This is a genomic window from Skermanella stibiiresistens SB22, from assembly GCF_000576635.1.
Lineage (GTDB): Bacteria > Pseudomonadota > Alphaproteobacteria > Azospirillales > Azospirillaceae > Skermanella > Skermanella stibiiresistens.
In genome coordinates this window covers 417,259-430,821 of record NZ_AVFL01000001.1, presented here as the reverse complement: position 1 = coordinate 430,821, position 13,563 = coordinate 417,259, and the positions used below count along the sequence as shown (strand labels likewise).

The window sequence follows — 13,563 nt, the reverse complement described above, 5'->3', positions numbered from 1 at the left end:
GTCTGTCTAGCGGTTTTCACCCCCTGCGGCAACCGGCAAATCACCCGCTTCGTATCGACCGGGGGCGGTGGTCGTGCTATGTCGTTGACCATGAGCGACACCACGCAAACCGACCCCGTCCAGACGGTTTCCGATCAGCCGGAACCCGCGGCGAAGACCGTAGATGGCCTCTACCTCGTGGATGGCTCCGGCTTCATCTTTCGCGCCTTCCACGCCATCCCGCCCCTGACGCGGAGCGACGGCACGCCGGTCAACGCGGTGATGGGCTTCACCAACATGCTGATGAAGCTGCTGGCGGACCATCACGCCGAGGCGGTGGCGGTGATCTTCGACAGCAAGCGGCTGAACTTCCGCAACGAGTTCTACGCCGACTACAAGGCCCATCGGCCAGAGCCGCCCGAGGAGTTGAAGCCGCAGTTCGGCATCATCCGCGAGGCGGTCGAGGCGTTCTGCGTGCCGTCGATCGAGCTGGAGGGCTATGAGGCGGACGACCTGATCGCGACCTACGCGCGTTTGGCGCGCGAACAGGGGCGGCAGGTGACGATCGTCTCGTCCGACAAGGACCTGATGCAGCTGGTCACCGACGGTGTCGCCATGCTCGACCCGATGAAGAACAAGGTGATCGGGTTCGAGGAGGTCTTCGAGAAGTTCGGCGTGACGCCCGACAAGGTGGTGGATGTCCAGGCCCTGGCCGGCGATCCGGTCGACAACGTGCCCGGCGTGCCCGGCATCGGCATCAAGACCGCCGCCCAGCTGATCGGCGAATATGGCGACCTGGAAACGCTGCTGGAGCGGGCCGGCGAGATCAAGCAGCCGAAGCGCCGTCAAGCGCTGATCGACAACGCGGAACTGGCGCGCGTCTCCAAGCGGCTGGTCCAGTTGGACGATCAGGCGCCGGTGCCGACGCCACTCGATGATCTGAAGGTCCGCGAGCCCGACCATGAAAAGCTGCTGAATTTCCTGCGCCAGCAAGGCTTTCGATCGATCATCACTCGGGTCGAGAACGAGATTCGGGCCGACGGCAGGCTGGTCGATGGCGCCGCGGCGCCCTCCGGATCGACGCCCACCTCGGCATCCGCCACCGCTTTGCCAACCTCCGCGCCGGAGGTCAGGGCCAGCGCGCGCTTCGACGGCAAGGGCACCTACGAGTTGGTCCAGACGGTCGAGGCGCTGGACCGCTGGATCGCGGCCGCCCATGCGGCGGGTACGGTGGCGGTCGATACCGAGACCGACTCGCTCCACGCCTGCAGTTGCAAGATGGTTGGCATCTCGCTGGCGGTCGAACAAGGTGCGGCCTGCTACATCCCGGTTGGCCATGTCGGTCCCGACGGGGTGCCTGCGGAAGGATCGCTCGACCTCGCCCCCAGCGACGCGCCGCCGCAACTGCCGGTCGAAGAGGTTGTGGCGCGGCTGAAGCCGCTGCTGGAGGACCCGGCCATCCTGAAGGTCGGGCATAACCTGAAGTTCGATATCCAAGTGTTCGGCGGCCACGGCATCCGGCTGGCCCCGATCGACGACACCATGTTGATCAGCTACGTGCTGGAGACGGGCCTGCATGGCCACGGCATGGACGAGCTGTCGAAGCTGCACTGCGACTACACCCCGATCACCTACGATCAAGTGACCGGCACCGGCAAGTCGCGCGTGACCTTCGACCGAGTGGCGCTGGACAAGGCGACCGAGTACGCGGCGGAGGACGCCGACGTGACACTGCGCCTGTATCAGGCGCTGAAGCCGCGGCTGGTCCCGGAACGGCTGACCACCCTGTACGAGACGATCGAGCGGCCCCTGGTGCCGATCATCGCCGACATGGAGGCGGAGGGCATCCTGGTCGATTGCGATGTGCTGAAGGAGCTGTCAAAGGATCTGGCCTCCCGCTTGGCCGAGCTCGAGATAGAGATCCACCGCGTCGCGGGCCACACCTTCAACGTCGGCTCGCCCAAGCAATTGGGCGACGTGCTGTTCGGCGAGATGGGCCTGCAAGGCGGCAAGAAGGGCAAGACGGGGGCGTATTCGACCGACAGCGCGACGCTTGAGCCCTTGGCCGAGCAGGGCCACGACATAGTCCAGAAGGTGCTGGACTGGCGCCAGTTCTCCAAGCTGAAGAGCACCTACACCGATAGTCTGCAGCAGCAGATCGACGCCAAGACGGGCCGGGTCCACACCTCGTTCTCGCTGGCGATCACCACCACCGGCCGCCTGTCGTCCAATGATCCCAACCTCCAAAACATCCCGATCCGGACTGAGGAGGGCCGCAAGATCCGCCGCGCCTTCATCGCCAAGCCGGGCCACACGCTGCTGTCGGTCGACTATTCGCAGATCGAGCTGCGGCTGGTGGCGGAAATGGCCGGGATCGAGGCGCTGAAGCACGCGTTCCGCGAGGGCATCGACATTCACGCGATGACCGCCAGCCAGGTCTTCGGCGTGCCGCTGGACCAGATGACCGGCGACATCCGGCGCAAGGCCAAGGCGATCAACTTCGGCATCATCTATGGCATCAGCGGCTTCGGCCTGGGCCGCCAGCTCGGCATCTCGGCCGGCGAGGCGAACTCCTTCATCAAGACCTATCTGGAGCGATTCTCGGAACTGGCCGCCTTCATGGACAAGACCAAGGAGTTCTGCCGCAAGAACGGCTATGTGACGACCCTGTTCGGCCGGCGCTGCCACATCCAGGGGATCGCCGAGCGGAACCCGGCGCGCCGACAGTTCGCCGAGCGACAGGCGATCAACGCGCCGATCCAGGGCACCGCCGCCGATATCATCAAGCGCGCCATGGTCCGCATCCCGTCAGCGCTGGAGGCCGCCGGGCTGACCGGCCGCATGCTGCTCCAGGTGCATGACGAGTTGATCTTCGAGGTGCCGGAAGCCGAGGCTGCTGAAACCTCGGAGGTCGTGCGCCGGGTCATGGAAGGTGCGGCGAGCCTCGGCGTCCCGCTGGTCGCCGAGGCTGGCACCGGCCACAGCTGGGCCGACGCGCACTGATCGCCAGCGCGGGGGCCACGCGGTCCCCCGCGGGACGGCTCAGTTCGGCTTGGGACCGGTGAAAACCGCCTCGGCACTCGCCGCGTCCAGGATGCCGTCAGCCCAGGCGTTGAGTTCCGCGTCGCTGGCACCGAGCACACGATCGGCCATTGCGGGAGGCACCGGGCCGAAACGACGCCGCAACTGGCGCAGCAGGATGTCCGCCTTGCCTTGAGCCCTGCCCTCCGCCTTGCCTTCGGCTTTCCATTCCTCCGCCGCGATCGACATGATCCTCATCTCCTGGCCTGGAACGATCTCCCTCAAGGCGTCGCGCAGTATGGCGGCGTTGACCTCGTTGGGTTCGGTGAGAAGGTAGCGCACGACGGCCACCAAGTCATCAAAGCTGATCGCCAGGGCCGCGCGGCCCAACAGGACCAGCGTGTCGAACAGGTCGCCTTGGCGGGAGCCATGCTTGAGCACCAGCAAACCGGCTCGCAGCACCTTCTCGCGCGAGAGGCTGGCATCGTCGTCGCGGCCGATATCGGCCAGGAAGTATCGGAAATCCAGCAGATAGGGGCGGAGCGACTCGTCTCCCAAATCCATGCCGGCGGCGAAGTTCAAGGGTATCCGCCACTCGGCGTCGCCGTGGTAGACGACCAGCGGCAGGATCGGCGGCAGGGGCAGGAGGTTGCCGTCGGCGTCCTTGCCTTCCCGCTTATCCCACCACTGCCAGATGTTGGTTTGATAGCCGAGCAGCTGTAGCCTGATCCGAAGCGGAGGCCAGGACTTGTGCTCGATCAGCGTGTAAATGAAAGCCGCCCCACCATGGATGGTGCGGGCGCGGTAGAGCAGATCCGTCCTGTACTCGCGAAGCTCCCGGTCCACGAAGGTGCCGGGCTCCAGGACCGGATCGTCCTTCGTGAGAAGTCGGGCCACATCGGCGGGAAACCGCTCGCGGATCAAGGCTCCCGCGGTTTCCGGCCGTTCGAGCAGGCGTTTGAAGAATTGGTCATGGCGCTGGATCAGGCGCGTGGTCATGGGATGGGACCGCCGGTCGGGAGAGGAACATGCGGGAGTAGTCGCATGCCCGACCGGCGCCCTCCCAGCGAAGCCTCACCCGGCCCGCCGCGTCAAAAACGCTCTCAGGCCGCGACCGTGAACTCGGCCTCGGTCTTGGCCTTGATGTCCTCGACAGTCACGCCGGGGGCGATCTCGATCAGGGTCAGGCCACCGCCATTCTCATCGACCGAGAAGACGCCCATGTCGGTGATGATCATGTCGACCACGGCGGCACCGGTCAGCGGCAGGTTGCACTGCTTGAGGATCTTCGGCTCGCCGTCCTTGGAGGCGTGCTCCATCACGACGACGACCTTCTTGACGCCGGCGACCAGATCCATGGCGCCGCCCATGCCCTTGACCATCTTGCCCGGGATCATCCAGTTGGCGAGATCGCCATTGGCCGCCACCTGCATGGCGCCGAGGATCGACAGGTCGATGTGGCCGCCGCGGATCATGCCGAAGCTGTCGGCGCTGCTGAAGTAGCTGGTCTTGGGCAGCTGGGTGATCGTCTGCTTGCCGGCGTTGATCAGGTCGGGGTCCTCCTCGCCCTCAAAGGGGAAGGGGCCCATGCCGAGCATGCCGTTCTCGCTCTGGAGCGTGACCTCGATGCCGTCGGGAATGTAGTTGGCGACCAGGGTCGGGATGCCGATGCCCAGGTTGACGTAGAAGCCGTCGCGCAACTCCTTGGCCGCGCGCGCCGCCATCTCCTCACGGGTCCATGCCATTGTCTTGTTCCTCCCCTTGATCCGAATTCAGGCGCGCTTGCGGACGGTGCGCTGCTCGATGCGCTTGCCGGCGTCGGCCACGTTGATGATGCGCTTGACGAAGATGCCGGGCGTGATGATGTGGTCCGGATCGAGCTCGCCGGGTTGGACCAGGGTCTCGACCTCGGCCACCGTGACCTTGGCCGCCGACGCCATCATCGGGTTGAAGTTACGCGCGGTCTTGCGATAGACGAGGTTACCCTCGGTGTCGCCCTTCCAGGCGTGGACGACGGATAGGTCGGCGAACAGCCCCCGCTCCATCACATAGGTCTCGCCGTCGAACTCGCGGACCTCCTTGCCCTCGGCGACCAGGGTGCCGACACCAGTCTTCGTGAAGAAGGCCGGGATGCCGGCGCCACCGGCGCGGATGCGCTCGGCCAGCGTGCCCTGCGGGTTGAACTCGATCTCGAGCTCGCCGCCCAGGTACTGCTTGGCGAAGGTCTTGTTCTCGCCGACATAGGAGGAGATCATCTTGCGGATCTGGCGGGTCTCCAGCAGCACGCCGAGACCGACATTGTCGATGCCCGCGTTGTTGGAGATAACGGTCAGGCCCTTGACGCCCGAATCACGGATCGCCTCGATCAGGACCTCCGGAATGCCGCACAGGCCGAAACCGCCGGCCATGATCGTCATGTCGTCGAACAGCAGCCCCTCGAGGGCGCTCTTGGCGTCGGCGTAGACCTTCTTCATCCCTTTATCCTTGTCGATTATCGTTGTAAGCCCATCGCACCGGACCAGGGTCCGCTCGGCGCGCTTGCCCAGCGATCCCAGCGTCGATACGTTCGGCACCGTTGCCTCCAGGGGCCGTTGCTGCAAGGGATAGTGCGGTGCCGCATGCCCTGTCAATCCAGCGCATGCCGCGGCGGCACCCTCGCGGCGCCCTTTTCCCTTTATCGCGGCTCCCGATCCCCCGTCCCATACGTTCAAGGCGAGACCGGACACCATGCGTGAAAAATGCTCGATCTCGCGTTGACCTCAGCCGTGGCCTTGCTGGTGACGATCGATCCGATCGGCACCGGACCGGTCTTCGCGGCGCTGACCCGTGGATCGGATGACGCCCACCGCCGGCTGATGGCGGTCAAGGGGGTCCTGATCGCGGCCTGCATCCTGTTCGTCTTCGCCTTCGCCGGCAATTTCCTGCTGCGGGCCCTGGGCATCGGCCTTCCCGCGTTCCGGATCGCCGGGGGCATCCTGCTGCTGCTGCTCGCCATCGACATGGCCTTCGCGCGGCCGAGCGGGCTACGCAGCACGACCGAGCCGGAACAGGCGGAAGCCAGCCTGAAGGATGACATCTCGGTCTTCCCACTCGCCATACCGCTGATCGCGGGACCGGGAGCCCTGACCTCGCTCCTGCTGTTGATGGGCAGGACGGAGGGCGACATCCTGGGCCAAGCCGTGGTGCTGGGCGTCCTGGCGCTGGTCCTGCTGACCAACCTCGGCGTGCTGCTGGCGGCGGCCAAGGTCACCAAGCTGATGGGTGTCACGGGGGTCAACGTGGTCAATCGGATCCTCGGTATCCTGCTGGCGGCGCTGGCCTGCCAGTTCGTCATCGACGGAATCATGCAAAGCGGGATCGTCCGGACATGAATATTGCCCCCGACCATCATCCAGGCTCCTGGACCATCGGGTTCGACGGCGACGACACGCTGTGGCACAACGAGTCGATCTTCTCCATGACGCAGGAGCGGTTCCGGACCATCCTGGGCGGCATCGACGCCGCCGAGGTCGACCGCCGGCTGCTGGAGGCGGAGCGCCGCAACCTCGGCCTGTTCGGCTATGGCATCAAGGGCTTCGTCCTGTCGATGATCGAGACGGCGATCGAGGTGACCGGCGGCGAGGTCGACGCGCGCGACATCCAGACGCTGATCGATTGCGGCAAGTCTATGCTGGCACATCCGGTCGAACTGCTCGACGGCGTCGCCGAAACGGTCGAATACCTCGCCAACAGCCACCGGCTGGTGCTGATCACCAAGGGCGACCTGTTCGACCAGGAGAGCAAGATCGCGAGATCCGGCTTGGCGGACCTATTCGACCGGATCGAGATCGTGTCGGAGAAGGACCCGGAAACCTATCGCCGGGTGCTGGCGCGCCACGACATCGAGCCCGAGCGCTTCCTGATGGTCGGCAACTCCGTCCGCTCCGATATCCTGCCGGTGCTGGAGATCGGCGGCCAAGCCGTCCATGTGCCCTACCATATCACCTGGGCCCATGAGCACGTCGAGCCACCGGCGGAAGGCTATCGCCGGATCGAGGGCATGGCCGAATTGACCGGCGTGATCGCGGCGCTATGAACCGCGACGAGGATGGCCTTCCCGATCCCCGTCTGACGGGGCTGACCGCCGGCTTCGTGGCGGAGGTCCGCTCCCGCCTGGATGACGGCGATGTCGACCGGATTCGGGACTTGGCGGAACCGCTGGGTCACGCCGATCTGGCCGATTTGTTGGAATCGCTCGACACGCGCGAGCGGGGCCGGCTGGTCCAGGCGATCCGCGGCACATTCGATCCGACGGTCCTGACCGAGTTGGACGACAGCGTCCGGCTGGAGGTGGTCGAGCAATTCGACACGGTGGAACTGGCGGCCGCCATCGCCAACCTGGAGAGCGACGACGCGCTTTACCTGATCGAGACGCTGGACGACGTTCACCGGATCGCCGTGATGCAGGCGATGCCGGCGGCCTTCCGCGCGATCCTGGAACAGGGTCTGGCCTATCCGGAGTCCAGCGCCGGCCGCCTGATGCAGCGCGACGTGGTGGCGGTTCCAGGTTTCTGGACGGTCGGCGAGACGATCGACTTCCTGCGCCGCAGCCAAGGGCTGCCCGACGACTTCTACGATCTGTTCGTGGTCGATCCCGCCCATCGTCCCATCGGCACGGTCCCGACCAGCCGCGTGCTGCGCAACCCGCGCGAGACGCGGATCGCCGACATCATGGAGGATAGGGGCCTCGGCGTTCCCGCCGACATGGACCAGGAACAGGTGGCCGACATCTTCCGGCGCAACGACCTGGTCAGCGTGCCCGTGGTCGACGCCGCCGGGCGGTTGGTCGGCGCGATCACCGTGGACGACATCGTCGACGTGATCGACGAGGAGGCGGAGGAGGACCTGCTGGGACTGGCGCGGACCGGCGAGCGCGACATCTATGCCTCGCCGCTCCGCACGGCGCGGCGGCGCCAGAGCTGGCTGCTGATCACCCTGGTCAACACCATCCTCGCCTCGATCGTGATCTCCCGCTTCGAGGGGGCGATCCAGGAGATCGTGGCGCTGGCCGTCCTGATGCCGATCGTCGCCGCGATGGGCGGCAACGCCGGCATGCAGGTCATCACCGTGATGGTGCGGGCGCTGGCGGCGCGCGATCTGGTGGCCGGCGGCACGTGGCGCGTGATCGGCAAGGAGGTCGTCGTCGGCGTCATGAACGGTCTCGTCTTCGCGACCGTGATGGGCACCATCGCGACCCTGTGGTTCGGCGATCTGAGCCTGGGACTGGTGCTGGCCAGCGCCATGATGTTCAACATGGTCTGGGCCGGGCTCGCCGGGACGGTGATTCCCCTGACGCTGGACCGCTTCGACATCGACCCCGCCGTGGCGGCCGGTCCGTTCCTGACGACCACCACCGACGTGCTGGGCTTCTTCGTCTTCCTGGGGTTGGCCAGCACCTTCCTGCTGTGAGCCGCCGTCGGGGACCGGCGGCCTTCGCTACACGATGACCTTGTTGCGCAGCAGGGCCAGCATCGGGACGTCGCTCGGCCGGTTGCCGTATCCCCAGGTCTCGGCGAAGGGGCCGTGGTGGTTGAGATAGGCCGACACCCGCTGCGCCTTGATCGCGCGCACGCAGTTGCCGCCCTTCATGTGACCGGTGAGTACGCCATCCACCTCCTCCAGTCCGGTCGCGAGCAGATCGTCGACCCCAAGGTCCCGCAACAGCACCGGCATGTAGAGGTCGAGGGCGCCGGTCGCCACGACGACGCGGCGGCCGGCGTCCTGATGCGCCTTGAGCGCGTCCAGGATCGGGTTGTTCCAGCGGACCCATCCCGCCAGCCGTTCCGCCGCGGCCATCGCCTCGGCGACCGGCACACCCGCAAGGGTCTGGCGCAGCAGGATCGCCTTGGTCGATGTGCGGATGTCGGAGCCGAGTTGCCGTTTCATCGCGTGGAGTTGGATGGCGCCGTGCACGGCGCGCGCCAGCGACAGTCGGGCGCGGCGGCTCCCCACGATCTGCGACAGGAAAGGCAGCAGGCTGTCGCCGCGCACCAGGGTGCCATCGAAGTCGAAGAACGCCACCTCCCGGCGATCGTCTCCCGCATCCCGATTGGGACTTGGGGACGACGGCTCGCCGAACGCGGTCGGCCGAAGGAGGGCTTTGCCGGTGCTCACGGATCGGATCTCGGTCAAGGGGGAAATTCCCGGTCGATCAAATACTCCACTCTCCCAGATGGCTCAACCCCCACGGATCCGAACCACGATTAAGGATGGTCCGCACGATTATGGTAAACGACATGCAATCTTTGGTGACGCCGATTGTTGATGGAATACCCCGGTTTCGCGAACGTGAGTTGGCGAGGGGCGACCGGGAGAGAGAGGGAGGATCAAAGCCATGCGAATTCTCATCGTCGAGGACGAGGCGATCATCGCACTTTGCATCGGGATGACGTTGCGGGAAGCCGGGCATGACGTGATGGGGCCCGTGTCGTCCCTGAGCGCCTGCGCCAAACTGGCTGGTGACACGATGCCGGACCTGGCGTTGGTGGACATCAACCTGGAAAGCGGTGGCAGCGGCGTCGACGTGGCGCGGATGCTGATGGAACGCTGGGGCGTCATGTCGATCTTCGTCAGCGCCCAAGAGGTCGTGGCCCGACGCGCCCGCGACGCGGCGGTCGCCCATTTGAACAAGCCGTTCGACACCAAGACCCTGCTCGCCAGCGTGGATATCGCGGAGACCCTTCTCCAAGGCGTGATGCCGACCCGGGTGCCATTCGGGCTGGAACTGTTCGTCCAGCCGGGTGACCTGCGCCCGCTGCACTGAACGTGGCTGGCGTGGCTACGGAATTGGAAGACGGGGGAGCATGCCGATGGCGCGGTCGATGAGACGGGTCTACCAGACATTGCCGGTCGCTTGCCTCGCGGGTGGCGGGGCCTTGGTGATGGCGGGCGTGACGAAGGGCCGCTTGGCTGGAACGTTGATGCTGGCGGCGGGTGTGACATTGGCCGGCTTCGGGCTGTTCGGGATCAGGGCGCGCCAGGGCTGGCGCGAGGCCGATCGAATCCCCGATGTTGGCCGACTGGCGAATTTCGGACCCTTGCGTCCGACCGGCGAGATGGTCGATCCGACGGAGTCCAAGCGTTTCGCGGCGTTCGGCGACGGGGAACCAGTACCCGAGGGTTCCGGTGCAGGTTACGGAACGGTTAGATCCGCCGGACCGGAGAGTTTGCGCGACCGTGACCCGCGTCCGTGGGACAAGGTCGACGAGGGGCTGGACGAGACGTTTCCCGCCAGCGATCCCCCGGCCTACTCGCCCGGTACCGCCTGAACCGGTCCGGTCTGGGTGCCCGCGGCCGTGTCGAGGGATGTCCAGCGCTCCGTCTCCGCGTTGAGAACGGCTCCGAACAGCACGGCATAAGCCAGCATGTAGAGCCAGATCATCAAAGTGAGCACCGCGCCGGCCATTCCGAATGCCGTCTCGTAATGGGCGATCCGGCGGACATAGAGCGAGAACCCCACCGAGATCAGCATCCACAGGACCGACGCCGCGATGGCTCCCCAGCCGACCCAGCGCCACTTGGGGGAGGACCGGCTGGGCGCCACGCGGTAGCAGACCGACAAGGCGGCGACGATGATGACGCCGACGATGGGCCAGCGCCCGATCATCGCGGCGGTCATCCAGAGCGGTTGGTCGCCATTGGAGCCCAGGAGTTCCGGTCCGACGGTCATGATTCCGATCGAGGCCACCACCAGCACCGACGCCCCCAGTCCCAGCAGCAGGGCCAAGCCATTGAGCTTGAGGAATCCGCGCGTCTCGACCTCGTCATAGGCGTGGTTGAGCGCCGCGATCAGGGCGCGCATGCCGAACAAGGCGCTCCACAGCAGCATCACGATGGTGCCGGCCAGTCCCCATCCGAACCGATCCCCCGAGCCTCGGGCGGTCGCCATCAGGTCACCGAACAGCGTCCTCATCGCCTCGTCCGGCAGGATGACCTCCAACTGGCTCATGCGATGCTGGACATCGCCACCACCCCCCAGCAGGCCAAAGCTGATCACCAGCAACGCCAGCAGGGGAACCAGCGTGTAGAAGCCGAAGAAGGCGACACCCGCGGCCGACACCCAGATGGCCTTGTCCACCAGCCGGTACCACACGCGCTTCAAGATGCCCCACCAGCCCGCGTCCGGGATCGCGGCGGGATGGTCGGCGTGCTCACCCGGCCGGCCGGGAATGGGAATTTCAGTCATGGAATGAACATCGGCGGGAAATCGATAAGCGTCGCCCCATATCTATCCTCGACTTCCGTGAACTCAACGCCGCGGGTCATGGAGTTCCGCGAAGCGCGGACAGAAGATGACTTTCGAGCGGCGGCTGGAACAGTTTACGCCGATCTTGATTTCCCCTGGTTCGCGAAAATACGGGGATGTCGGTCGGTCTTCGCTGTTACTGGAAGCGGATAACCATTCAGGAGACAACAATGGCTGATCTTACGGGTATTCTCGGCACGATGCTCGCCACCGGCATGGGCGGCCACAGCCGCCGCGGTCCCTCGTTCTCGGCCTCTCCCTTCGGGATGGGCGGTGGGCTTGGTGGCCTGGGCGGCGGCGGAATGCGCGCCGGTGCCGGTGGCATGGATTTCAAGAACGTGGCGGGTCTCGGCGCCCTGGGTTACTTGGCCTACAAGGCGTTCCAGGAGCGTCAGGCCAATATGGGCCAGCAGGGTGGAAGCCACCAAAGCGGAGGGCGGCAGGGCGGCGGTTCCGGCGGGATCGGCGACATCATCGGCGGCATTTTCGGCGGCGGCCAATCCGGAGGCGCCACGGGTGGCGGACAGGGCGGCTCCCTCGCCGACAAGCTTGGCGGCATGTTCGGTCAGCCGCGTCAGGAACCCGCTCCGGAGGCGGGACAGGGCTATGGTCGCCCGCCCAGTCAGATCCCCTCGGGTGGCGGCGTGGAGCCGGCGAGCGCCTATCCCGATGTCGCGATGGACGACAACCGGGCGCTCCTGTTGATCCGCGCGATGATCGCCGCGGCCAACGCCGACGGCGAGATCAGCGCGCAGGAACGGCAGGGCATCATGGCGAAGCTGGACGAGGCCGGCGCCGGTCCGGACGAACGGGCCGTGGTGGAGCGTGAATTGGCCTCTCCCATATCGATGGACGCCCTGGTCCGCGAGGTCCGCGATCCCGAAACGGCCGAACAGGTCTATCTGGCGTCGGCCCTGGCGATCGAGCCGGATACCCAGGCGGAGAAGTCCTACCTGCAATACCTCGCCGCCCGCCTCAACCTCGACCCCCAACGGGCCGAGCAGTTGCACCAAGTCGCCTGACGCGGTCTTGTCGATTCGGGGAGGTCCGCCAACGGGCGGACCTCCCCCACTGAAACAACCAAGTGGTAGAGGCGACCATTGATGACCTCATTCCGGATGATGTTGCTCGCGGGTGTATTGGCCGTGACGGCGTGCGCCAACACGGCCGATAGCGACTTGGATGACGGACCGGAGATCGAGATCCCCGTGGGTGGCGAGACGGTCGAGTGACGGCTCCACCAATCATCCGGTGGCGCGTCGCTTGTGGGGTGCCGGGGCGGCGGCTAGTGTCAGTGCCGATACAGTGAAGAAGTCCATCATGAGGCAAAGCGTGACGCCCCGGCCCATCATAATCGACACCGACCCGGGACAGGACGACGCGGTCGCCCTCCTGCTCGCCCTCGCCGCCCCCGAGGAGCTTGAGATCCTGGGAATCACCGTCGTGGCCGGCAACGTGCCGCTGCCCCTGACGGTCAGGAACACGCTCAAGATCTGCGAACTGGCGGGTAAGCCGGAAATCCCCGTTTACGCCGGCTGCGCCCGGCCGATGATGCGCCGGAGCGTCACGGCGGAGCAGGTCCACGGCAAGACCGGCCTGGACGGCCCCGATCTGCCGGAACCGGTGATGCGCGTCAGGCCGGGGCATGGCGTCGACTTCATGGTCGATACGCTGATGGCGGCCCATGACGCCTCGGTCACCCTGTGCATGCTCGGGCCCCTGACGAATTTGGGCATGGCGCTGGTCAAGGAGCCGGCGATAGTCACCAAGATTCGGGAGGTCGTGCTGATGGGGGGCGCCTGGATGGAGGTCGGCAACGTCACGCCGGCGTCCGAGTTCAACATCCACGTCGATCCCCACGCGGCGCACAACGTGTTCGCCTCGGGCGTGCCGATCACGGTGATGCCGCTCGACGTGACCCACAAGGCGCTGACGACGCGCGAGCGGGTCGCCCGCTTCCGGGCGCTGGGCACGCCGGTGGGAACCGCCGTGGCCGACCTGCTGGGGTTCTTCGAACGGTTCGACGAGGCGAAGTACGGAACCGACGGCGCGCCTCTTCACGATCCTTGCGTGATCGCGTGGCTGCTGCGGCCCGACCTGTTCCAGGGCCGCCGCGTCGCCGTCGAGATCGAGACGGGGTCGGAGCGCACCATGGGCATGACCGTGGTGGACTGGTGGGGCGTCTCGGGCCAACCGGCCAACGCGCTGGTGATCAACCAGATCGACTCCGACGGCTTCTTCGATCTGCTGACCACGCGGCTGGCGTCGCTCTGAATCGG

The 13,563-nt window shown here is 66.1% G+C and carries 14 protein-coding genes; 9 read left to right on the top strand and 5 right to left on the bottom strand.

The window, feature by feature from the left end; all coding sequences use genetic code 11:
- Positions 1 to 90 precede the first annotated feature (90 nt).
- Positions 91 to 2,982 carry a DNA polymerase I gene (polA, locus tag N825_RS01860; RefSeq protein ID WP_037446530.1) on the top strand — a complete coding sequence of 964 codons (2,892 nt, stop codon included), beginning with the start codon at positions 91 to 93 and terminating at the stop codon, positions 2,980 to 2,982.
- A 39-nt stretch (positions 2,983 to 3,021) separates the two neighbouring features.
- Here the strand turns inward: polA and N825_RS01855 are convergent, their stop codons facing one another.
- The 3 genes from N825_RS01855 to N825_RS01845 form a co-directional block, all read right to left on the bottom strand.
- Complete coding sequence (locus N825_RS01855) at positions 3,022 to 3,999, bottom strand: Rpn family recombination-promoting nuclease/putative transposase (protein WP_037446077.1); 978 nt, start codon at positions 3,997 to 3,999, stop codon at positions 3,022 to 3,024.
- A gap of 104 nt (positions 4,000 to 4,103) precedes the next feature.
- On the bottom strand, positions 4,104 to 4,745 hold the full coding sequence (locus tag N825_RS01850) for a CoA transferase subunit B (protein ID WP_037446076.1): 642 nt from the start codon (positions 4,743 to 4,745) through the stop codon (positions 4,104 to 4,106).
- Positions 4,746 to 4,772: 27 nt separating this feature from the next.
- Positions 4,773 to 5,573 carry a CoA transferase subunit A gene (locus N825_RS01845; RefSeq protein ID WP_425423702.1) on the bottom strand — a complete coding sequence of 267 codons (801 nt, stop codon included), beginning with the start codon at positions 5,571 to 5,573 and terminating at the stop codon, positions 4,773 to 4,775.
- Between the two features lie 180 nt (positions 5,574 to 5,753).
- Here N825_RS01845 and N825_RS01840 point away from each other — a divergent pair, with 180 nt between their 5' ends.
- The 3 genes from N825_RS01840 to mgtE are packed head-to-tail and all read left to right on the top strand — an operon-like array spanning position 5,754 to position 8,448.
- Entirely contained in the window at positions 5,754 to 6,371 is a 618-nt protein-coding gene (locus tag N825_RS01840; RefSeq protein WP_245612969.1) for a MarC family protein, read from the top strand.
- On the top strand, positions 6,368 to 7,075 hold the full coding sequence (locus N825_RS01835) for an HAD family hydrolase (protein ID WP_037446073.1): 708 nt from the start codon (positions 6,368 to 6,370) through the stop codon (positions 7,073 to 7,075). Before N825_RS01840 ends, N825_RS01835 begins: the two co-directional genes overlap by 4 nt.
- Entirely contained in the window at positions 7,072 to 8,448 is a 1,377-nt protein-coding gene (gene mgtE / locus N825_RS01830; protein WP_051511399.1) for a magnesium transporter, read from the top strand. Before N825_RS01835 ends, mgtE begins: the two co-directional genes overlap by 4 nt.
- A 27-nt stretch (positions 8,449 to 8,475) precedes the next feature.
- Here mgtE and N825_RS01825 read toward each other — a convergent pair whose 3' ends face one another.
- Positions 8,476 to 9,153 (bottom strand): HAD family hydrolase, encoded by a 678-nt coding sequence (locus N825_RS01825; RefSeq protein WP_084164230.1) that lies wholly within the window; start codon positions 9,151 to 9,153, stop codon positions 8,476 to 8,478.
- A gap of 220 nt (positions 9,154 to 9,373) precedes the next feature.
- Here N825_RS01825 and N825_RS01820 point away from each other — a divergent pair, with 220 nt between their 5' ends.
- Together N825_RS01820 and N825_RS01815 are read left to right on the top strand one after the other, a co-directional pair.
- On the top strand, positions 9,374 to 9,802 hold the full coding sequence (locus N825_RS01820; RefSeq protein WP_037446072.1) for a response regulator: 429 nt from the start codon (positions 9,374 to 9,376) through the stop codon (positions 9,800 to 9,802).
- Positions 9,803 to 9,848: 46 nt separating this feature from the next.
- Positions 9,849 to 10,307 (top strand): hypothetical protein, encoded by a 459-nt coding sequence (locus N825_RS01815; protein ID WP_157618932.1) that lies wholly within the window; start codon positions 9,849 to 9,851, stop codon positions 10,305 to 10,307.
- Here N825_RS01815 and N825_RS01810 read toward each other — a convergent pair.
- On the bottom strand, positions 10,286 to 11,224 hold the full coding sequence (locus tag N825_RS01810) for a YihY/virulence factor BrkB family protein (RefSeq protein WP_037446070.1): 939 nt from the start codon (positions 11,222 to 11,224) through the stop codon (positions 10,286 to 10,288). The genes N825_RS01815 and N825_RS01810 overlap by 22 nt on opposite strands.
- Positions 11,225 to 11,454: 230 nt before the next feature.
- On the opposite strand from N825_RS01810, the gene N825_RS01805 reads away from it, so the two are divergent.
- The 3 genes from N825_RS01805 (at position 11,455) to N825_RS01800 (ending at position 13,558) form a co-directional block, all read left to right on the top strand.
- A complete protein-coding gene (locus N825_RS01805; RefSeq protein WP_037446069.1) occupies positions 11,455 to 12,306 on the top strand; it encodes a tellurite resistance TerB family protein in 852 nt (283 codons plus the stop codon).
- Between the two features lie 81 nt (positions 12,307 to 12,387).
- Positions 12,388 to 12,516, top strand: coding sequence for a hypothetical protein (locus tag N825_RS40725; RefSeq protein ID WP_281174345.1), 129 nt, complete (start codon positions 12,388 to 12,390; stop codon positions 12,514 to 12,516).
- An 88-nt stretch (positions 12,517 to 12,604) separates the two neighbouring features.
- Positions 12,605 to 13,558, top strand: coding sequence for a nucleoside hydrolase (locus tag N825_RS01800; RefSeq protein ID WP_084164227.1), 954 nt, complete (start codon positions 12,605 to 12,607; stop codon positions 13,556 to 13,558).
- Positions 13,559 to 13,563 lie beyond the last annotated feature (5 nt).

Excerpts from the sequence above, each read along its gene's own strand:
- polA (WP_037446530.1), top strand. The coding sequence starts at position 91 with ATGAGCGACACCACGCAAACCGACCCCGTCCAGACGGTTTCCGATCAG.
- N825_RS01855 (WP_037446077.1), bottom strand. The coding sequence starts at position 3,999 with ATGACCACGCGCCTGATCCAGCGCCATGACCAATTCTTCAAACGCCTG.
- N825_RS01850 (WP_037446076.1), bottom strand. The coding sequence starts at position 4,745 with ATGGCATGGACCCGTGAGGAGATGGCGGCGCGCGCGGCCAAGGAGTTG.
- N825_RS01835 (WP_037446073.1), top strand. The coding sequence starts at position 6,368 with ATGAATATTGCCCCCGACCATCATCCAGGCTCCTGGACCATCGGGTTC.
- mgtE (WP_051511399.1), top strand. The coding sequence starts at position 7,072 with ATGAACCGCGACGAGGATGGCCTTCCCGATCCCCGTCTGACGGGGCTG.
- N825_RS01820 (WP_037446072.1), top strand. The coding sequence starts at position 9,374 with ATGCGAATTCTCATCGTCGAGGACGAGGCGATCATCGCACTTTGCATC.
- N825_RS01815 (WP_157618932.1), top strand. The coding sequence starts at position 9,849 with ATGGCGCGGTCGATGAGACGGGTCTACCAGACATTGCCGGTCGCTTGC.
- N825_RS01810 (WP_037446070.1), bottom strand. The coding sequence starts at position 11,224 with ATGACTGAAATTCCCATTCCCGGCCGGCCGGGTGAGCACGCCGACCAT.
- N825_RS01805 (WP_037446069.1), top strand. The coding sequence starts at position 11,455 with ATGGCTGATCTTACGGGTATTCTCGGCACGATGCTCGCCACCGGCATG.
- N825_RS40725 (WP_281174345.1), top strand. The coding sequence starts at position 12,388 with ATGACCTCATTCCGGATGATGTTGCTCGCGGGTGTATTGGCCGTGACG.
- N825_RS01800 (WP_084164227.1), top strand. The coding sequence starts at position 12,605 with ATGAGGCAAAGCGTGACGCCCCGGCCCATCATAATCGACACCGACCCG.